Source organism: Serratia sp. TSA_105.2, assembly GCF_052692115.1.
This window is the reverse complement of sequence record NZ_JBQZFT010000001.1, coordinates 416,596-436,021: the sequence shown is the minus strand read 5'-3', so window position 1 is coordinate 436,021 and position 19,426 is coordinate 416,596. Positions and strand designations below refer to the sequence as shown.

The following is a 19,426-nucleotide window of genomic DNA, read 5'->3' as shown; positions in this document are numbered from 1 at the left end:
CGCCGTTGTGCTTTATCGGCCTCCTTGCATATAGCGCCGCGGCGTGGTGCCGGTGAACTGGCGGAAAAAAGCGATAAACGCGCTGTCGCTGGAAAACCCCAACCGCTGCGCCACCGCGCTAACCGACGGCAACGTCGCCAGCAGTTCGATCGCGCGCATCAGCCGCCACTGCTGGCACCACTGCTGATAGCTCAGGCCGGTTTCCCGCACAAACAGCCGCGTCAACGTTTTGGCGTGCAGATTCAAGCGCAGCGCCAACGCCACCAACCCCGGCAATTCGTCGCGCTCCGGCAGCGTCGCCAGCCAGGCGGCAAGACGCCTATCCTGCGGCAGCCGCAGCTGGGTATTCTCGCGCTGCGCCTCGTTCAGCTCATTGATCAGCACCGCCAGCAAATCGCACGCCTGGGGCTGCGCCAACGCAGAGTCCAGCGGCCAGTGCGCGATCCGCTCGACGATCGCCGCCAACAGCGGGTTCACCGCCAGCACCGCAGCCTGTGGCGGCATGGCGGCGGTCAGCGCCGGATCGAAATACAGCGAGCGATACGCGACGCGGCCGCGCAGCTGCACCCGATGCGCAATGCCGCCCGGTATCCAGACGCTGCGCGTCGGCGGCAGAATCAGCCACTGCTGCGCCAACGTGACCGTCATGCACCCCTGCGGCGCATACAGCAGCTGCGAGCGCTGATGCCAATGCAGCCCGGAGTCGTGCTCCGCCAGTTCGGCCGCAATGCCGAGCACCGGCGCCGGCAGCCGGTCTGGGTCGAACGGGTGATGCTGTTGAATCAGCGCCATCAGATTGTCCTATATCTGTTGTTTTTTGTCCGAATGATTGTAATCGAACAAAGCGCCGCTCCCTATACTGGCCGCATTAACTTTTAGGGAGAATGTGCATCATGCAACGCTTATCTTTACCGCTGCTCGTCACCGCCATCATGACGCCGCAGATCCTGGAAACGCTGTACAGCCCGGCGCTTACCGCCATCCGCAGCGATTTCGGCATCAGCGCCGCGCAGGCCGGGCAGACGTTATCCATCTATTTCTTCGCCTTCGCCCTCGGCGTCGCCTTTTGGGGAGCCTTCTGCGATCGGTTCGGCCGCCGTCCGGCGATGCTGGCCGGCCTGGCGCTCTATCTGATCGGCGCCGGCATCGCGCTGCTGAGCGGCAGCTTCACGCTGTTGCTGGCCGCCCGTGGGCTGATCGCCTTCGGTGCCGCGGTCGGTTCAATCGTCACGCAAACCATGCTGCGTGACGTCTATCAAGGCCCGGCGCTGGGGCGCATGTTCGCGCTGGTCGGCATCGCTCTTTCCATCAGCCCGCTGCTGGGAATGTTTGCCGGCGGCGCGCTGGTCGCCTGGGGCGGCAGCGCGGCGATTTTCACCGCGCAGGCGGCCTGGGCGCTGGCGCTGCTGCTGTGGAGCTACGGCACATTGCCGGAAACGCGGCAGCGGCAAACCGCAACGGCCGCCGCACCGGGTATTGCCCTGATGACGATGCTGCGCGATCGGCACATCTGGTGTTCGGCGCTGCTGGTCGCCAGCTTCAATATCATGGTGTTCAGCTACTTCAGCCTGGCGCCGTTCATGTTCGAAAGGCTGGGGTTGAGCAGCCAGCAGTTTGGCTACTCGGGCGTGATGCTGGCTTTGGGCAGCCTGGCGGGGGCGCTGTTGAACCGCCACCTGCTGGCGCGCAGCGTCAGCGCCAAACGTCAGATCCTGCTGGGCGGGTTGCTGGCGGTGGCCAGCGGCGTGGCATTGTTCTGGTGGCAACACAGCCTGTGGATGCTGCTTCCCTGCGCGCTGGTGATGCTGGCGTTCGGATTGGCTATTCCGAATGTGCTGAGCCAGGCGCTGAGCCGCTACCGGCAGCAACTCGGCACCGCCGGCGCATTATTCGGGCTGTTGTACTATCTGCTGATCGGCCTGGGGCTGACGATCGCGGCGCGCGGGCAGGATTTGGCCGCCACGCTGCTGCTGTGCGGCCTGTTGAGCCTGTGGTGCGCCAGCCGCTTGCCGGCCGGTGCGCCCGAGCTTAACCCGAAAGCTGCTCGATAGTTTGCAAAATGCGCTTGTCGGAGATCGGGTAAGGCGTGCCCAACTGCTGCGCGAACAGGCTGACGCGCAGCTCTTCGATCATCCAGCGCACCGCTTTCACCTCTTCCTCCTGCTGTCGCTTCGGCGGCAGCTTGTTCAGCCACTGCTGCCAGGCCTGCTGCACCTGCTCCACCCGCAGCATCTGCGCGCGATCGCGGTGCGGATCGATAGCCAATTTTTCCAATCGGCGCTCGATCGCCTGCAGGTAACGCAACGTGTCCGGCAGGCGTTTCCACCCGTTGCCGGTCACGAAGCCGCGGTAAACCAGCCCGCCGAGCTGGGTCTTGATGTCCGACAGCGCCAGTGCCAACGACATGTCCACCCGGCCTTTCAGCCGTTTGTTGATGTTGAAGACCGCCGTCAGGATCTGCTCAACCTGCTTGGCCACCTCGACGACCGTGTCGTTCAGCTCGGCGCGGATCTGCTCCTGCAGGCGGGCAAAGCCTTCCTCTTGCCAGACCGGGCCGCCGTGTTCGGCGATCAGCTTATCGATGCCGCACGAAATGCAGTCATCGATCAGCTCCAGCACCTTGCCGTACGGGTTGAAATAGAGCCCCAGCTTGGCCTTGTTCGGCAGCTTTTCATGCAGGTATTTGATCGGCGAAGGAATATTCAGCAACAGCAGGCGGCGCGTGCCCTGCCACATCGCCTGTTGCTGCTCGCTTTCGCTGTCGAACAGGCGGATCGCCACGCTGTCTTTTTCATCCACCAGCGCCGGGTACGCCTTCATCGAATAGCCGCCGCGCTTCTGCTCGTAAAACGCCGGCAATTGGCCAAAGCTCCAGACATGCAGATTGCTCTGCTCCAGCCCGTCGTCGGCCACCGCCGACAGCGTCTCCTGCACCTTCTCTTTCAGCTGCAGCCGCAAGGCCGCCAGGTCTTTGCCTTCGCGCAGCGTCTGGTTTTTCTCGCCCACCACGCGGAAGGTCATTTTCAGGTGATCGGGCACCTGATCCCACTGCCAGTCATCACGTGACACGGTCACGCCGGTCATGCGCCGCAGCTCGCGCTCCAGCGCGTCCAGCAGCGGCAATTCCAGCGCCGTGACGCGGCCGAGGAACGCCTCGGCGTAGTTCGGTGCCGGCACGAAGTTGCGGCGCACCGGCTTCGGCAGCGACTTGATCAGCGCAATCACCAGCTCGCGGCGGATGCCGGGGATCTGCCATTCGAAGCCCTGCTCCTCCACCTGGTTGAGGATCGGCAGCGGAATGTGCACCGTCACGCCGTCGGCGTCGGTGCCCGGCTCGAACTGGTAGCTCAGCCGCAGCTTGAGGTTGCCCTGATGCCAGAAATTCGGGTAGTCGAGCGCGCTGATCTTGTTGGCGCCGTCTTTGATCAGCATCTCTTTTTCGAAGTTCAGCAGGTCCGGCTGCTGTTTGGCCGCGCTCTTCCACCAGCTGTCGAAATGACGGCCGGAAACCACGTCGTTGGGGATGCGGCGATCGTAGAAGCCGAACAGCGTTTCGTCGTCCACCAGAATGTCGCGGCGGCGCGATTTATGCTCCAGCTCTTCCACTTCGGCGCGCAGCTTTTGGTTTTCGCGGAAGAAGGCGTGGCGCGTCTGCCAGTCGCCCTCCACCAGCGCATGGCGGATAAACAACTCGCGGCACAGCAGCGGATCGATGGAGCCGTAGTTGACCTGGCGTGCCGCGACGATCGGCAGACCAAACAGCGTGACCTTTTCGCTGGCCATCACCGCCCCCTGCGACTTCGACCAGTGCGGCTCGCTGTAGCTGTGTTTCACCAGGTGCTGAGCCAGCGGCTCGATCCATTCCGGTTCGATGCGCGCGGCGATGCGCCCCCACAGGCGGCTGGTTTCCACCAGTTCGGCCACCATGGTCCACTTCGGCGGCTTCTTGAACAGGCCAGAGCCGGGGAAGATCGAGAAGCGGGCGTTGCGCGCGCCGGTAAATTCCTGCTTGTCCGCATCCTTCTGGCCGATATGCGACAGCAAACCGGTCAGCAGCGCGGTGTGTACGCTGCGGTAGTCGGAAGGCGTGCTGTTGATCGGCAGCCCCAGCTCTTTCACCACCTGGCGCAGCTGGGTATAGATATCCTGCCACTCGCGCACCCGCAGGTAGTTGAGGAAATCGTTGCGGCACAGCCGGCGGAACTGGCTGGAAGAGTTCGCCTTTTGCTGCTCCTGCAGATAATCCCACAGGTTGACGAACGCCAGGAAGTCCGAGTCTTTGTCGGCGAAGCGGCGGTGTTTCTCATCCGAGGCCTGCTGCTTGTCCATCGGGCGCTCACGCGGATCCTGAATCGACAGCGCGGCGGTGATGATCATCACCTCGCGCACGCTGCCGCTCTTCTGCGCCTCCAGCACCATGCGCGCCAGACGCGGGTCGATCGGCAACTGCGCCAGCTGGCGGCCCTGCGGCGTCAGCTGATAGTGGCCGTTATCGGCGGTAGCGATCGCCCCCAGCTCTTCCAGCAGGCGCACGCCATCCTGAATATTACGCTTGTCCGGCGCCTCGACGAACGGAAACGCGGCGATGTCGCCCAGCCCCAGCGAGGTCATCTGCAGAATGACCGACGCCAGGTTGGTGCGCAGAATTTCCGGATCGGTAAACGCCGGCCGCGAGAGGAAATCCTGCTCGGAGTACAGACGGATGCACACCCCTTCCGATACGCGACCGCAGCGCCCTTTACGCTGGTTGGCAGAGGCCTGCGACACCGGTTCGATCGGCAGGCGCTGCACCTTGGTGCGGAAGCTGTAGCGGCTGATGCGCGCGGTGCCCGGATCGATAACGTACTTGATGCCCGGCACCGTCAGCGAGGTTTCCGCCACGTTGGTGGCCAGCACGATGCGCCGGCCGTGGTGCGACTGAAACACCCGGTTCTGCTCGCTGTTCGACAGGCGCGCATACAGCGGCAGCACTTCGGTGTGCGGCAGATTGAGGCGGTTCAGGGCGTCGGCGGTATCGCGGATCTCGCGCTCGCCGCTCATGAAGATCAGAATGTCGCCCGACCCTTCGCGCCCAAGCTCGTCCACCGCATCGAAAATCGCCTGCAGCTGGTCGCGATCGGTATCGTCGCCGTCGTCGACCACCGGACGGTAGCGCACCTCCACCGGGTAGGTGCGGCCGGAAACCTCGATGATCGGCGCATTGTTGAAATGGCGCGAGAAGCGCTGCGGATCGATGGTCGCCGAGGTGATGATCACCTTCAGATCCGGGCGCTTCGGCAACAGTTCGCGCAGGTAGCCGAGAATAAAGTCGATATTGAGGCTGCGTTCGTGCGCTTCATCGATGATCAGCGTGTCGTACTGCATCAGCAGGCGGTCCTGCTGAATTTCCGCCAGCAAGATACCGTCGGTCATCAGCTTGACCAGGGTATTTTCCCCCACCTGATCGTTGAAGCGCACCTTGTAGCCGACGCTGCCGCCGAGCGGGGTTTCCAGCTCGTCGGCGATGCGGTTGGCCACGGTGCGCGCCGCCAGGCGGCGCGGCTGGGTATGGCCGATCAGCCCTTTCACCCCGCGTCCCAGTTCCAGACAGATCTTCGGCAGCTGGGTGGTTTTCCCCGAGCCGGTTTCCCCGGCGACGATCACCACCTGGTGATCGCGAATGGCGTTTAAAATGTCCTGCTTTTTTTGGCTGACCGGCAGGCTTTCCGGATAGGTAATGCGCGGGCAAGACGCGGCGCGCGCCTGCACTTTTTGCCGCGCCGCCGCGATGTCGCTTTCTACTTCGGCGGCAACCGCCAGCTGGGCATCGGGATTTTTGATTTTTCGTGCGCCCTGCAGGCGACGACGCAGGCGTTGTTGATCGCGGAGCATCAGCTCACCCAGTTGGGCCGGCAGTGCCTCGAGCGGAGATTTCACGTTCGGTGTTCCTTGTTTCTTCGCCGCCAAGGCCAGGCTTGGCAACGGTTTGATGTTTTTTTAGCGATTTTTTTACTTTAGACGCACAGCCTATCACAAACGGCTTTCTCCCCCTACTTCCGCGAGTAAAGCGTCGCCATGTCATTCAATAAAATCGAACGAAGATCTCGAAATATTGCGCTATCACTGTTGGGGGAATGTGAATAGCATGTACTTCATGCAAGGGACGCTGAGTCCTGATGTCACTGTCACAACGTAAGGAATTATCGATGAGCAACGTATTGGTTCTGAAATCAAGCATCCTGGCGACCTACTCTCAGTCTAACCAACTGGCCGATTTCTTCGTAGAGCAATGGAGCAACGCCCACAGCGGCGACACCATCACCGTACGCGATCTGGCCGCGCAGCCAATCCCGGTGCTGGACGGTGAGCTGGTCGGCGCGCTGCGTCCTTCCGATGCTCCGTTGACCCCGCGTCAACAAGAAGCGCTGGCCCTGTCGGACGAGCTGATCGCCGAGCTGCAGGCCAATGACGTCATCGTGATTGCCGCGCCGATGTACAACTTCAACATCCCGACCCAGCTGAAAAACTATTTCGACCTGGTTGCCCGCGCCGGCGTGACCTTCCGCTACACCGAAAACGGTCCGGAAGGCCTGGTGAAAAACAAACGCGCCGTGATCCTGACCAGCCGCGGCGGCATCCACAAAGGCACCCCAACCGACCTGGTAGAGCCTTACCTGCGTCTGTTCCTGGGCTTCATCGGCATCACCGACGTGGAGTTCGTCTTTGCGGAAGGCATCGCCTACGGCCCGGAAGTGGCGACCAAAGCCCAGGAAGACGCGAAAGCGGCCCTGTCTCAGGTGGTTGCTGCCTAAGATTCTGCGCAGGGGCGCCGAGCCCCTGCCGGACAAGTGGCAAGTCCTGTCAAACCTGCACTACCCTCATAATAATCATCTATCCGTATCTCTTGGCGCGCCAGACGGCGCGCTTTTTTTTATTTCTTCAGCCACTGGCCGTTGATGCCGCGCACATACTCGCCACTCTGCGCGCGCGTCACCAGCTTCTGCCCGGCCATGCGCGCCACTTCGTCGACGGCGATATGGTTGCCGTCCGCCACTTCCTGATACTTCTCGGTACGGCCGGCGTTGATGCGCTTCACCAGCGCCAGCGTTTCCGCGTCCTGCTTCACCGGCGCGATGTAGCCGCTCAGAGTTTCACCCACCCGCCCTTGCTGCTTCGCCTCATCCAGCGTCAGCGCCATCGCCACGCTGCTGAACAACCAGGCGGCGCCGGCCAGCCACAAATAACGTTTTTTCATGTCGGCTCCTAGAACAGACCGCTTTGGGTTTTCAGCAGGTTTTCGACGTCCTTATCCACCTTGATATGAATTTCATGCTCGATCTTGACGTTCATATTGATGGTGATGGGATCCTTCGGCGTCGCCACCTCGATGCGCGGCACGCAGCCGCTCAGCAGCGAAACGCACAGCACCGCTGCCAGCGCCGACACACTCATGATTTTCATTGTTGCTCCCCAGGTTGTGAGAGGGCCTGCTCCAGCCACTCCTGTAAATTGTCGCCGAAGCGCAAACTGCGCCACAGCTGAAACACGTTTTCCTGATGGCGATAGTTCAGAATCACCTCACGCTTGGCGCTCTTCTGCGGGTTGATGCCGTCGATGCGCGCGCTCAGCGTCAGCTCACCCAGATTGTCGAGATCGACCCGGGCGTGCGAACGGTTGATTTCCATATAGCGCAGCCAGTCGATCGCCGCGCCGGTCGCCAGGTTGTTGCTGCCGATGGCGTCGGCCATGTCTTTGTCCAGCCGCAGCGTCAACGTGCCGGCATTGGCGATCCAGCCGTTTTGCACCAGCCACTTGGGGTGGTTCAGGAACAGCGGCAGCTCGCCGTCGACGCGGCCGGACATGGCGAACTGCTTCGGTTTCAGGGCGGTGAACAGCGCGCTGAGATCGACCTTGTCCAGTTTCAGCACCGCGGCGTCATGCTGCGGCAACCGCAGCGCCGACAGGCTGATATGCCCGTTGAGCATGTCCACGCCGACGTTGCTCAACGTCAGCGGCTGCCTTTCGCTATAAGGATAGGTGCCCTGCAGATCGGCGGAAATGTTCTGCATCTCGAACAGGTTGCTGAAAGACTTGATGCGCAGCGACACCGGCTGTTTGGCACCCAGCAGCCACTGATGCTGCTTGAACCGGTACGACAGGATGAAGTCCAGGCCGCTCATCTCGCCGTCCTTCAGCCACATGCCGCCGTTTTTCACCACCCAATGGCCGCCGGCTTCGAAGCCTTGTTCACGGGCGGCGGAAAACGCCGACTGCGCGTAAAACTCGCCGTCGCGCAGCGTGAGATTGAGATCCGGTGCCAGCAGCGGCTGGAAGACCTTCAGCGACTGTTTCGGCCACCAGGCTTCGCCGCGCAGGCGTTCGCCGTCCCAGCGGCCGCGCAGCGCGATCGGCCCGATCTGCTGCGCCTGCAGTTTGCCCTGCAGCTGGAAACTGTCCGGCGAACGGCCGCTCAGCTGCAGCACCAGCACCGGCGCCGGCAGATGGCCGCCGTCGCTGAAGCTGACCTTATCCGCCGCCAGCTGGAGTTCGCCGTTGAGCTGCGGGCTTTGTTCATCACGCCGCCAGCGCAGCGGTTGGTTGAGGCTCAGGCGCGGCGCGGCGACCGTCACCAGACCGTACTTCAACTTGTCGAAGCCGGTGGAGAGCTTGTCGAGCACCAGCTCGCTGTCCTGCCAGCGGCCGCTGCCGGCGACGTCCCAGGCGGCCTGCAGCGGCGGCAAGCGGCCGTTGCCCCAGTAACGCCACTGCCAGTCACCCTTGTCCGGCCAGAAATCCTGCGCCTGGCCGTCCAGGTGCAACTTGAAGCGCCCCCAATAACTGTCGCTGGCGCTCAAAATCGCCTGCAGACGGCCGGTGATGCCGGCGGCGGTCACCTTCACGCCCGCCAGCGGTAAACGCGCCTCCTCCAGCGTCATTTCCGGCGTCACCTTGCCCCATAGACGGAGCAGCGAACCTGGCTGAAGCACCAGCGTCGGATTAAGAATGCTGCCGCCGATCACGCCCGGGATTGACGCGGTGGTGGAGAAGTCGGCCAGATTGGCCTGGCCGGTCAGTTGGAAGCGCAGATCGCTGTCGGTCAACCCCACCTTGCCCGGCCCGAGGGTGAGCACCGCGTTGCCCTTGCCGTTGTGGCCGGCGGTGATCACGTTCAGCCGCGCGCTGATCTCCGTTTCATCCCACCCTTTGCTCCAGTCGTGCAGCGCGATGCTCAGGCCGCCGTTCAACGGCTGCCCGCTGTATGGCCAACGCCACTCGCCCTGCTTGATGCTGACCCGCTGCGGGGTCACTTCCCACGGCAACACCGCCAGCGGCCGATCGTCGCCTTTTTCGCTAACCGTCAACACGCCCTGCTGCTGTTGCCAGCGCACGTCCAGCAATACCGGTTTTTCCAGATAGGCGGTCTGCATTTCCCCCTGCAGCGCGCCCTGCGTCGGCAGGCTGGCCAGATCCAGCGGGAGAGTTATCTTGCCGGCGAGGTGCAGCGGTTGCGCGCTGTTGGGTGGGACGACGGTCAGGCTCTGCAACGTCAACTGCTGTTTTTCATCCAGCTGTGCCTCGGCGCTGAGATTCGGCCCCCGATAATGCAGGCGTTGCCCGTCAGGGCCGGAGGAAAGCTGCAGCTTGCCGGCATAGCGCTGCCAGGGAATGAGCGTCAGATCATTAATGGTGAGATCCAACGCCGGCAGTTGCCGCTGCAATTGATCGAGCGCCAGCGGCGCGCTGTTGGCGTCGCCGCTCGGCAGTTTTGACAAACAGGCGCTATCGACGCTGACCTTATCGCTCGACAGCTGCCAGCGGCCCTGGTGATAAGCCAGCCGCGTCGGCCCGACGTTGGCCAGCAGGCAATCTTGCGCGGTGAAACGCGCCCCCGCCAACGCCAGGCCGCCCTGACGCCAGTGCAAATTGCCCTGCAATTCCAGGCGGCTCCCCGCCGGCAACCAATGCGATAGCACTCCCGGCAGCCAGCGCGGCAAAGTTTGCCACAACGCCAGCACCAGAATTGCGCAGCCCGCCACCGTCCCTATGAATACTTTCAATCGCCTGGTCATTAAATGATTGCTTCGTTCCTGAGTTAGGCATCCGTTAAGTCTATGCCTGAATTGACAATAATGATGGCACGAATTTGACATAGGGTGAAGCTGAGTGCGGTCGCAGAAGCGATTTGCACCTTTTTGGCGCAAACGTGTGCGGATTGTAGATTTTCGTTACATATACATCACATAAATAGGACGGTTTTCAGACTTTTGTTATTGTCGTTACCGTTGATGATTAATAGTCTTGCAACCATTCTAATAAAAGTTCAGCTGCTAGCTAACTGTGTACTAGAGAAGCCATTCCCCACACCCCCGTGGGGATTTTTTTGCCGCTAATTTCAAATCACGGCCTCAATAAAAGCCTGTACTATTCGGCTGTCGCTCGCTTTACGCCAGATAGCATAAATATCGCTGCGCATTTCATTCCCGCACTCGATATACGCAACCTCTCGCTGTCGCGCCAGGCTTTCAGGGACAAACGCATACCCCAACCCCGCGGTGACGCAGGCGAATATCACGTCGTAGCATTCCACCTCCAGCAGCGCGGCGGGGATGATTTGCTGCTTCTGCAGCCAGGCATCCACCAGATGGCGATAGTGGCATTGCCGCGAATAAACATAGAGATCGCTTTTTGCCAACAACGCTGGCTGATACGCCCCGCCAATGAAGACCAAACGCTCCTGAAAAGCACGCCGGCTCTGCAGCTGCGGATGTTCTATCGGCCCATCAGAAAACACCACGTCCAGCGTCCCTTTTTGCAATTGAAACTCCAGATCCAGCGAATAGCCCTGCACCACACTCAACTGAACGCGGCGGTTCTGCGCACGGTAATGCGCCAACTTTTGCGGCAGATGATGGCTCAAGGCGATATCCAGCGCGCCAAGCTTCAGTTCACCCAGCACCGGATCCTGTTCAAGCTGCGCTCGCGCCCGCTCTTCGATAGCCAAAAAGCGCTTGGCCTTATGGTAAAGCGCTCGGCCTTCCGGCGTGAGCGACAACCGATTGCGCTCACGATCAAATAGCGTAACGCCACACGCCGTTTCCAATTCTTTTAATTTCTTGGTCACGTTAGAGGGCACGCAAAACAGCCTCTCCGCCGCTGCCGTGAGACTCTCCGACTCCACCACCATGCAAAAGGTGGCTAACTGGGCACGTTTAAACATATCAAGTCTTCACCAAAAGTGAATAATTCCCGAACTTTATTTCACTTTCAGTCAGTCATCAAGTCCGTAAAATCCTCGCTGTCAGCACAATGCTGCCCCCTGGAGATATCCAGTTTCATTCCCGACCGAGGAAATAAACCATGATCACGCTTAACGTCTTTTTTCAGGTCAACCCGGCCAAGCGCCCCGCGTTTCTCAGCCTGCTCAACACCATGGTGCAGGAATCCAATAAAGAAACCGGCTGTTCTTTTTATCAGCTTTGGCAATGCCAGAACGATGAAAACAGCTATGCGCTGATCGAAAACTGGGACGATAAGGCGGCGCTTGCGGCGCACCAGAAAACACCGCATTGGATCGCCTTTAACGATGCCGTCAACGGGTATTTGACCCATGACTACGATGAGCATCATTACACGGAAATCGCTCGCTAACATCGCGTGAACCGGCCCAATGCGGGCCGGTTTCACTCCCCTGTCTGATCGAACAAACCCCGCGCGGGTCAAACTGCTAACCAATTGTCGAATTTACTAAAATCTGTTAAATTGATCACAAAATCACGGTGGAGAAACCACGATGAAATTGGCGATATACAGTACCAAACAGTATGACCGTAAATATCTCGAACTGGTGAATCAGCAGTTTGGCTATGAGCTGGAATTCTTCGACTTTTTACTCAGTAAAAAAACCGCCAAAACGGCCGCCGGTTGCAAGGCGGTGTGCCTCTTCGTTAACGACGACGGCAGCCGTGAAGTGCTCGAAGAACTGGCGGCGCTGGGCGTCGAAATTCTCGCCTTGCGCTGCGCCGGTTTTAATAACGTCGATCTGGACGCCGCCCAAGAACTGGGCATCAAGGTGGTGCGCGTGCCGGCCTACTCGCCGGAAGCTGTGGCAGAACACGCGGTAGGCATGATGATGTGCCTGAACCGCCGTATTCACCGCGCCTATCAACGCACGCGCGACGCCAACTTCTCGCTGGAAGGGCTGATCGGCTTTAACATGCACAACCGCACCGCCGGCGTGATAGGCACCGGTAAAATCGGCGTGGCGACAATGCGCATTCTGAAAGGCTTCGGCATGAAGCTGCTGGCCTACGATCCGTTCCCGAGCGAACAGGCGCTGGAACTGGGTGCGGAGTATGTCGATCTGAAAACGCTGTACGCGCAGTCCGACGTGATCACCCTGCATTGCCCGCTGACGCCGGAAAACCACCATCTGCTGAATGCCGACGCCTTCGCGATGATGAAAAACGGCGTGATGGTGATCAACACCAGCCGCGGCGCGCTGATCGACTCCACCGCCGCCATCGATGCGCTGAAACAGCAGAAAATCGGCGCGCTGGGGATGGACGTTTACGAGAACGAACGCGATCTGTTCTTCGAAGACAAGTCGAACGACGTGATTCAGGACGACGTGTTCCGCCGCCTCTCAGCCTGCCACAACGTGCTGTTTACCGGCCATCAGGCTTTCCTGACCGAAGAGGCGCTGACCAGCATTTCGCAAACCACGCTGCAGAACATCAGCCAGTTGGATCGCGGCGAAACCTGCCCGAACCAGTTGAACGCCTGAGCGTAACCTCGGGGCGCCCTTGCAGCGCCCTGTTTATTTGAGAGAACGCGATGAGAAAAACCACGGTAGCCGCCCTTGCGGCGCTGGCCTTAGCGGGGTGCAGTATGAAACCAAACACGGCCGTCACGCCAGGCGATCTGTTGCATCACAACTTCGTGTTGCAAAGCGTGGATGGCGAAACGACGAAGTCACCGGCGGGCGGCGGCCTGCTCAATCTGGAGTTCGGCGAGAGCCTGCATGTCTCCGGCGCGATGTGCAACCGCTTCTTCGGCCAGGGGCAATTACGCGACGGCGTGCTGACGGTGAAACCGCTGGCCACGACCCGCAGGCTGTGCCCTGATGAACAGCGCAACCGCTGGGATCGGGTGATCGGCACCGTGCTGGAAAACGGCGCCGAAGTAACGCTAAACGCCCAGCAGCTGACGCTCAACGGCAGCGGCCACACGCTTATCTATACCCTGCGCGATTGGGTGTATTGATCCTGCACGCCAGGCCTGGCGCCGCGGGCTTACCCGGCGCAGCTGCCCAGGCCCAGCGTGCGCTCTTCGCACTGCTTGCCGTTCGGCATCTGGCACATGCGCAGCGCTTCACCGTTCAGGTTGTGCGCGATGGTGGTGACGCCGCCGACCGCCGCGCAACCGGCGCTGGTCTGCAACGTATTGATTCTGGCACTGTTGCCCTGCTGTACTGGCTCTTCGTTATTGCTGCTGCACGCGGCTAAAAGCAGCACGGCGCTGGCAAGCAGCCATTTTGATGTCGTCATTATTCCACTCCTGAACCCGGAACTGCGCTGTGTAAAATCGCCATTGCTGATAACGCGCATCACTTGGCGGACACGTTTCGCTATCTTTGATGCAAACTTGTTTAATCTAGCTCGATATATAAATAATGAAAATATATTCCAGCCATTATTTGTCATTTTTTTGCACCGGCCGAACATTTATTTTGTTTGCAGAATATTTCCGCACCGGCGCGCGGTGCCAAACGTGACGGCGCCACCCGCTGCCAGGCCCCGGCCGCACGCAGAAAGTGATAACGTCACCGCTGCCGATGAGGAAGTTTCTCTCGCGATATCGGTATTCATTATCTTCGCGTGCTTTGAGTGTGACGGCGCATTTTTTGCTACCGGAGAGAAGGATATTTACGTCTATGCTGGCGGCGCTAAGTAATTAGCATTCCACTATTTTCAGTGAATGATGGCTGAATTCTTCAACCGGCGCGACTTGCTGTCACGCCGGCCTTTTTTCACATTAAAATAACACTCAGTGTACCGAGGCTTTGGACAGTAAATTAATCACCAGCACGCCGGCAATAATTAATCCCATGCCGACGATCGCCGGCCAATCCAATTTTTGCTGATAAACGAATACCGCGGCGAACGATACCAGCACAATCCCCATGCCCGACCAAATCGCATACACGATGCCCAGCGGCATGCTCTTGACCACCATCGACAGCCCCCAAAATGCCACGCCGTAGCCCAGCACCACCAGCAGCGACGGCCACAGGCGGGTAAAGCCCTCGGAGGCTTTCAACATGGTGGTGGCGATCACTTCCGCGACTATCGCCATCGTCAAATACATAAATGCGCTCATGGTTTTCTTCTGTCAGTTTGCCGATGCGCAATTATGACGTGCCGGAAATAAATTGTCTTTAAACGGTGAAAACAATTTATTGCCGCCGGCCCCCAATCGGCGAGGAAATACGCCCTTGACGATTTATCACCCGCCACACAAACACGATAAAGCCACGTTCAAACCCTCTGTTAGACTTTTTCCCATTACTGCGAAAGTGCGCTTTCGCGGCTTTGTGAGCAATGAAAAGGTAATGTCGATGATAACTACAGATGGTAATAACGCAGTCGCTTCCGTGGCCTACCGCACCAACGAAGTGATTGCCATCTACCCTATCACACCAAGTTCTACCATGGCGGAGCAGGCGGACGCCTGGTCCGGCGATGGCCGGCAAAACATCTGGGGCGACATCCCGCGGGTGGTGGAAATGCAGTCGGAAGGCGGCGCGATCGCCACCGTGCACGGCGCCTTGCAAACCGGCGCGCTGTCGACCTCGTTCACGTCATCGCAGGGCCTGCTGCTGATGATCCCGACGCTGTACAAACTGGCCGGCGAGCTGACGCCGTTCGTGCTGCACGTCGCCGCGCGCACCGTGGCCACGCACGCGCTGTCTATCTTCGGCGACCATTCTGACGTGATGGCGGTGCGCCAGACCGGCTGCGCCATGCTGTGCGCCGGCAGCGTGCAGGAGGCGCAGGACTTCGCGCTGATCTCGCAGACCGCCACCCTCAATGCGCGCGTGCCGTTTATCCATTTCTTCGACGGCTTCCGCACCTCGCACGAAATCAACAAGATCGTGCCGCTCAGCGACGATACGCTGCGGCAAATGCTGCCGCAGGCGGCGATCGACGCTCACCGCAGCCGGGCGCTGTCGCCGGATCATCCGGTGGTGCGCGGCACTTCCGCCAACCCGGACACCTATTTCCAGTCGCGCGAAGCCACCAACCCGTGGTATGACGCCACCGGCCAGCACGTGATCGACGCCATGGCGGCCTTCGCCGCCCTCACCGGCCGCCACTATCGGCCATTCGACTATTACGGCCACCCGCAGGCCGAACGCGTGGTGGTGGTGATGGGTTCTGCCGCCGGCACCTGCGAAGAGGTGATCGACACCCTGCTGACCCGCGGCGAGAAAGTCGGCGTGCTGAAAGTCCGGCTGTTCCGGCCGTTCTCCGCCAAATACCTGCTCGACGCCCTGCCGGACAGCGTGCGCAGCGTCGCGGTGCTCGATCGCACCAAAGAACCGGGCGCGCTGGCCGAGCCGCTGTATCTGGACGTGATGACCGCGCTGGCGGAAGCCTACAGCCGGGGTGAACGCGCCACGCTGCCGCGGGTGATCGGCGGCCGTTACGGCCTGTCGTCGAAAGAATTCGGCCCCGACTGCGCGCTGGCGGTGTTCCGCGAGCTGGCCCAGCCGCAGCCGCGCCCGCGCTTTACCGTCGGCATCTTCGATGATGTCACCGGGCTTTCGCTGCCGCTGAGCGACGAAATCCTGCCGCAGCGCGCCTCGCTGGAAGCCCTGTTCTACGGTTTGGGCAGCGACGGCTCGGTCTCGGCCACCAAGAACAACATCAAGATCATCGGCAATGCCACGCCGTTGTATGCCCAGGGCTATTTCGTCTACGACTCCAAAAAGGCCGGCGGTCTGACGGTGTCGCACCTGCGCGTCAGCGAGCAACCGATCAACTCGGCTTACCTGGTCAGCCGCGCGGACTTCGTCGGCTGCCACCAGCTGCAGTTTATCGATAAGTACCAAATGGTCGAACGCCTGAAGGCCGGCGGCACCTTCCTGCTCAATACCCCTTACGGTGCCGACGAGGTCTGGTCGCGCCTGCCGCAGGAGGTTCAGGCGCTGTTGCACCAACGCCAGGCGCGTTTCTATATCATCAACGCCGCCAAGCTGGCGCGCGAATGCCGGCTCGGCGCGCGCATCAATACCGTAATGCAGATGGCGTTTTTCCACCTGACGCAGATCCTGCCGAGCGACGTGGCGCTGCAACAGCTGCAGGACGCCATCGCCCGCAGCTACAGCAGCAAAGGCCAGGAGATCGTCGAGCGCAACTGGCAGGCGCTGGGCGCTACCCGCGCCGCGCTGACCGAGATCCCGCTGCAGCCGATCGACGCCAACAGCCCGATGCGCCCGCCGGTGGTGTCGGACGCCGCGCCGGACTTCGTCAAAACCGTCACCGCCGCGATGCTGGCCGGGCTGGGCGATGCGCTGCCGGTTTCCGCCTTCCCGCCGGACGGCACCTGGCCGGTGGGCACCACCCAATGGGAAAAGCGCAACATCGCCGAAGAGATCCCGGTCTGGCAGCCCGACCTGTGCACCCAGTGCAACCACTGCGTCGCCGCCTGCCCGCACTCCGCCATTCGCGCCAAGGTGGTTCAGCCGGCGGAGATGGAACACGCCCCCGCTTCCCTGCAGTCTCTGGATGTCAAATCACGCGATATGCGCGGCCAGAAATACGTGCTGCAGGTAGCGCCGGAAGATTGCACCGGCTGTAACCTGTGCGTCGAGGTCTGCCCGGCGAAAGATCGCCAGAACCCGGAGATCAAGGCCATCAACATGGCTTCGCGCCTCGATAATCTGACGGCGGAGAAAGACAACTACGACTTCTTCCTGCAGCTGCCGGAAATCGATCCGACGCAGCTGGAGCGCATCGATATCCGCACCTCGCAGCTGATCACGCCGCTGTTCGAGTACTCCGGCGCCTGCTCCGGCTGCGGCGAAACGCCGTACATCAAGCTGTTGACCCAGCTCTATGGCGACCGCTTGCTGATCGCCAACGCCACCGGCTGTTCGTCGATCTACGGCGGCAATCTGCCGACCACGCCTTACACCACCAACGCCGAAGGGCGCGGCCCGGCGTGGGCCAACTCGCTGTTCGAAGACAACGCCGAATTCGGTCTGGGCTTCCGCCTGACGGTCGATCAACATCGCGCGCGGGTGCTGCGCCTGCTGAATTCGCTGGCGGCGCAGCTGCCGGAGCAGTTGATCAATGCCCTGCAGATGGAAGATGTGGCGCCGGAGCCGCGCCGTAAGCAGATCGCCGAACTGCGCGCGCTGCTGGCGAGTCTCGAAGGTGAAGACGCACGCCAGCTGGCGGCCGACGCCGACTATCTGGTGGATAAATCCATCTGGCTGATCGGCGGAGACGGCTGGGCCTACGACATTGGCTTCGGCGGTTTGGATCACGTGCTCAGCCTGACGGAGAACGTCAACGTGCTGGTGCTCGACACCCAGTGCTACTCCAACACCGGCGGCCAGCAGTCGAAGGCCACGCCGCTCGGCGCGGTGACCAAGTTCGGTGAACACGGCAAGCGCAAGGCGCGCAAGGATTTGGGCGTCAGCATGATGATGTACGGCCATGTCTACGTCGCGCAAATCTCACTGGGGGCTCAGCTTAACCAAACGGTGAAAGCGATTCAGGAGGCCGAAGCCTATCCGGGCCCGTCGCTGATCATCGCCTACAGCCCGTGCGAAGAGCACGGCTACGATCTGGCGCTCAGCCACGATCAGATGAAACAGCTGACCGCCACCGGCTTCTGGCCGCTGTACCGCTTCGATCCGCGCCGCAGCGCCGAGGGCAAGGCCGCATTGGCGCTGGATTCACGGCCGCCAAACAGCAACCTGTCGGAAACGCTGCTGAAAGAACAGCGTTTCCGCCGCCTGAACTCGCAGCAGCCGGAGGTGGCCAGCGCGCTGTATCAGGCCGCCGAGAAAGAGCTGAAGGAGAAATACGACTTCCTCAGCCTGCTGGCCGGCAAGGCGGAAAAATCCGCCGCAGAGTAACGCCATCAGGGCGCGAGCAATTCGCGCCCTGTTCTTTTACCGTCGGCGTAAGCCGCAGCAATAAAACCTGCTGGCATTCCTGCGCGCAATCCGTACCATACAGGCCTCGCGTCGGGCGCGTGGCGGCAGGATGATGAATAATGATCAAAATCGGCCGGTTGAATGGTAAACTTGCGGTCTACAACGCCATGCCCCTAGTGCCCCCCATTGAGAATGAGCACGATTTAAATGTCAGAAAAGCAATCCGTTAGCCAAAAAGAGCAGTACAACCTGAACAAATTGCAAAAGCGCCTGCGCCGCAACGTAGGCGAAGCGATTGCCGATTTCAATATGATTGAAGAAGGCGACCGCATCATGGTCTGCCTGTCCGGCGGTAAAGACAGCTACACCATGCTGGAGATCCTGCGCAACCTGCAGCAGAGTGCGCCGATCAACTTCTCGCTGATCGCGGTCAATCTCGATCAGAAACAGCCCGGCTTCCCGGAGCATATTCTGCCCGCCTACCTGGAAAGCCTGGGGGTGGAGTACAAGATCGTTGAAGAGAACACCTACAGCATCGTCAAAGACAAGATCCCGGAAGGCAAAACCACCTGTTCACTGTGCTCGCGCCTGCGCCGCGGCATTCTGTACCGCACCGCTACCGAACTGGGCGCCACCAAGATCGCGCTGGGCCATCACCGCGACGACATTCTGCAGACGCTGTTCCTCAACATGTTCTACGGCGGCAAGATGAAAGGCATGCCGCCCAAGCTGATGAGCGACGACGGCAAACATGTGGTCATTCGCCCGCTGGCCTATTGCCGCGAGAAAGACATTGAGCGTTTCTCGATCGCCAAAGCCTTCCCGATCATTCCATGCAACCTGTGCGGCTCGCAGCCTAATCTGCAGCGCCAGGTGATCGGCGACATGCTGCGCGACTGGGACAAGCGTTACCCTGGCCGGTTGGAAACCATGTTCAGCGCCATGCAAAACGTGGTGCCTTCGCACCTGAGCGATATCAACCTGTTCGATTTCAAAGGCATTCACCACGGTAGCGCCGTGGTGGACGGCGGCGATTTGGCCTTCGATCGCGAAGACATCCCGATGCAGCCGGTCGGTTGGCAGCCGGAAGACTCAGACGACGCGGTGCCAGCGCCAGAGCGGTTGAACGTGCTGGAAATCAAATAAGCCCCTCTCGCCGCTTGCCCTCTGCAAGCGGCGACATCTCCTCTCTCGACGATCTCGATCCTGTTCACAGTTTGCGCAAAATTTACTGGGCGATGCCGTTTTTACCCTATACTGTTTATTTATACAGTC

15 protein-coding genes are annotated in these 19,426 nt (G+C 60.6%); 7 read left to right on the top strand and 8 right to left on the bottom strand.

Annotation, left to right across the window (positions count from 1 at the left end; translation table 11 throughout):
- Positions 1-12: 12 nt before the first annotated feature.
- On the bottom strand, positions 13-792 hold the full coding sequence (locus tag ACUTSC_RS01900) for a helix-turn-helix domain-containing protein (RefSeq protein WP_197767316.1): 780 nt from the start codon (positions 790-792) through the stop codon (positions 13-15).
- 101 nt (positions 793-893) lie between these two features.
- Between ACUTSC_RS01900 and ACUTSC_RS01895 the strand changes: the two genes are divergently transcribed.
- Entirely contained in the window at positions 894-2,051 is a 1,158-nt protein-coding gene (locus tag ACUTSC_RS01895) for an MFS transporter (RefSeq protein WP_197767317.1), read from the top strand.
- Here ACUTSC_RS01895 and hrpA read toward each other — a convergent pair.
- A complete protein-coding gene (hrpA, locus tag ACUTSC_RS01890) occupies positions 2,029-5,916 on the bottom strand; it encodes an ATP-dependent RNA helicase HrpA (RefSeq protein ID WP_197767318.1) in 3,888 nt (1,295 codons plus the stop codon). The two genes, ACUTSC_RS01895 and hrpA, sit on opposite strands and share 23 nt — an antisense overlap.
- Before the next feature lie 269 nt (positions 5,917-6,185).
- On the opposite strand from hrpA, the gene azoR reads away from it, so the two are divergent.
- Positions 6,186-6,791 carry an FMN-dependent NADH-azoreductase gene (gene azoR / locus ACUTSC_RS01885; protein WP_015377994.1) on the top strand — a complete coding sequence of 202 codons (606 nt, stop codon included), beginning with the start codon at positions 6,186-6,188 and terminating at the stop codon, positions 6,789-6,791.
- 119 nt (positions 6,792-6,910) lie between these two features.
- Here azoR and ACUTSC_RS01880 read toward each other — a convergent pair whose 3' ends face one another.
- The 4 genes from ACUTSC_RS01880 to ACUTSC_RS01865 all read right to left on the bottom strand — a co-directional run bounded on the left by ACUTSC_RS01880 (position 6,911) and on the right by ACUTSC_RS01865 (position 11,197).
- On the bottom strand, positions 6,911-7,234 hold the full coding sequence (locus ACUTSC_RS01880; RefSeq protein ID WP_063989997.1) for a YdbL family protein: 324 nt from the start codon (positions 7,232-7,234) through the stop codon (positions 6,911-6,913).
- Between the two features lie 8 nt (positions 7,235-7,242).
- Positions 7,243-7,440 (bottom strand): YnbE family lipoprotein, encoded by a 198-nt coding sequence (locus tag ACUTSC_RS01875; protein ID WP_004930472.1) that lies wholly within the window; start codon positions 7,438-7,440, stop codon positions 7,243-7,245.
- On the bottom strand, positions 7,437-10,049 hold the full coding sequence (locus ACUTSC_RS01870) for a YdbH family protein (protein WP_197767319.1): 2,613 nt from the start codon (positions 10,047-10,049) through the stop codon (positions 7,437-7,439). Before ACUTSC_RS01870 ends, ACUTSC_RS01875 begins: the two co-directional genes overlap by 4 nt.
- A 323-nt stretch (positions 10,050-10,372) precedes the next feature.
- On the bottom strand, positions 10,373-11,197 hold the full coding sequence (locus ACUTSC_RS01865) for a LysR substrate-binding domain-containing protein (RefSeq protein WP_197767320.1): 825 nt from the start codon (positions 11,195-11,197) through the stop codon (positions 10,373-10,375).
- A 140-nt stretch (positions 11,198-11,337) separates the two neighbouring features.
- Between ACUTSC_RS01865 and ACUTSC_RS01860 the strand changes: the two genes are divergently transcribed.
- The 3 genes from ACUTSC_RS01860 (at position 11,338) to hslJ (ending at position 13,242) form a co-directional block, all read left to right on the top strand.
- A complete protein-coding gene (locus tag ACUTSC_RS01860) occupies positions 11,338-11,628 on the top strand; it encodes an antibiotic biosynthesis monooxygenase (protein ID WP_197767321.1) in 291 nt (96 codons plus the stop codon).
- Positions 11,629-11,770: 142 nt separating this feature from the next.
- Positions 11,771-12,763, top strand: a complete 993-nt coding sequence (locus ACUTSC_RS01855) for a 2-hydroxyacid dehydrogenase (protein WP_063990001.1) — start codon at positions 11,771-11,773, stop codon at positions 12,761-12,763.
- A gap of 50 nt (positions 12,764-12,813) precedes the next feature.
- Complete coding sequence (hslJ, locus tag ACUTSC_RS01850) at positions 12,814-13,242, top strand: heat shock protein HslJ (RefSeq protein WP_197767322.1); 429 nt, start codon at positions 12,814-12,816, stop codon at positions 13,240-13,242.
- A gap of 29 nt (positions 13,243-13,271) precedes the next feature.
- Here hslJ and ACUTSC_RS01845 read toward each other — a convergent pair whose 3' ends face one another.
- Together ACUTSC_RS01845 and ssmE are read right to left on the bottom strand one after the other, a co-directional pair.
- Positions 13,272-13,526 carry a DUF333 domain-containing protein gene (locus ACUTSC_RS01845; RefSeq protein WP_015377999.1) on the bottom strand — a complete coding sequence of 85 codons (255 nt, stop codon included), beginning with the start codon at positions 13,524-13,526 and terminating at the stop codon, positions 13,272-13,274.
- Between the two features lie 499 nt (positions 13,527-14,025).
- Positions 14,026-14,358 carry a multidrug efflux SMR transporter SsmE gene (gene ssmE, locus ACUTSC_RS01840; RefSeq protein ID WP_197767323.1) on the bottom strand — a complete coding sequence of 111 codons (333 nt, stop codon included), beginning with the start codon at positions 14,356-14,358 and terminating at the stop codon, positions 14,026-14,028.
- Between the two features lie 238 nt (positions 14,359-14,596).
- Between ssmE and nifJ the strand changes: the two genes are divergently transcribed.
- A complete protein-coding gene (gene nifJ, locus ACUTSC_RS01835) occupies positions 14,597-18,130 on the top strand; it encodes a pyruvate:ferredoxin (flavodoxin) oxidoreductase (RefSeq protein WP_197767324.1) in 3,534 nt (1,177 codons plus the stop codon).
- 228 nt (positions 18,131-18,358) lie between these two features.
- Entirely contained in the window at positions 18,359-19,297 is a 939-nt protein-coding gene (gene ttcA, locus ACUTSC_RS01830) for a tRNA 2-thiocytidine(32) synthetase TtcA (RefSeq protein WP_060418604.1), read from the top strand.
- Positions 19,298-19,426 lie beyond the last annotated feature (129 nt).

Bases quoted from the DNA above. Each gene is read 5' to 3' on its own strand.
- ACUTSC_RS01900 (WP_197767316.1), bottom strand. From the start codon at position 792: ATGGCGCTGATTCAACAGCATCACCCGTTCGACCCAGACCGGCTGCCG.
- ACUTSC_RS01860 (WP_197767321.1), top strand. From the start codon at position 11,338: ATGATCACGCTTAACGTCTTTTTTCAGGTCAACCCGGCCAAGCGCCCC.
- hslJ (WP_197767322.1), top strand. From the start codon at position 12,814: ATGAGAAAAACCACGGTAGCCGCCCTTGCGGCGCTGGCCTTAGCGGGG.
- ACUTSC_RS01875 (WP_004930472.1), bottom strand. From the start codon at position 7,440: ATGAAAATCATGAGTGTGTCGGCGCTGGCAGCGGTGCTGTGCGTTTCG.
- ACUTSC_RS01845 (WP_015377999.1), bottom strand. From the start codon at position 13,526: ATGACGACATCAAAATGGCTGCTTGCCAGCGCCGTGCTGCTTTTAGCC.
- nifJ (WP_197767324.1), top strand. From the start codon at position 14,597: ATGATAACTACAGATGGTAATAACGCAGTCGCTTCCGTGGCCTACCGC.
- ACUTSC_RS01895 (WP_197767317.1), top strand. From the start codon at position 894: ATGCAACGCTTATCTTTACCGCTGCTCGTCACCGCCATCATGACGCCG.
- ACUTSC_RS01865 (WP_197767320.1), bottom strand. From the start codon at position 11,197: ATGTTTAAACGTGCCCAGTTAGCCACCTTTTGCATGGTGGTGGAGTCG.
- ACUTSC_RS01855 (WP_063990001.1), top strand. From the start codon at position 11,771: ATGAAATTGGCGATATACAGTACCAAACAGTATGACCGTAAATATCTC.
- ssmE (WP_197767323.1), bottom strand. From the start codon at position 14,358: ATGAGCGCATTTATGTATTTGACGATGGCGATAGTCGCGGAAGTGATC.
- ACUTSC_RS01870 (WP_197767319.1), bottom strand. From the start codon at position 10,049: ATGACCAGGCGATTGAAAGTATTCATAGGGACGGTGGCGGGCTGCGCA.
- azoR (WP_015377994.1), top strand. From the start codon at position 6,186: ATGAGCAACGTATTGGTTCTGAAATCAAGCATCCTGGCGACCTACTCT.
- ttcA (WP_060418604.1), top strand. From the start codon at position 18,359: ATGTCAGAAAAGCAATCCGTTAGCCAAAAAGAGCAGTACAACCTGAAC.
- ACUTSC_RS01880 (WP_063989997.1), bottom strand. From the start codon at position 7,234: ATGAAAAAACGTTATTTGTGGCTGGCCGGCGCCGCCTGGTTGTTCAGC.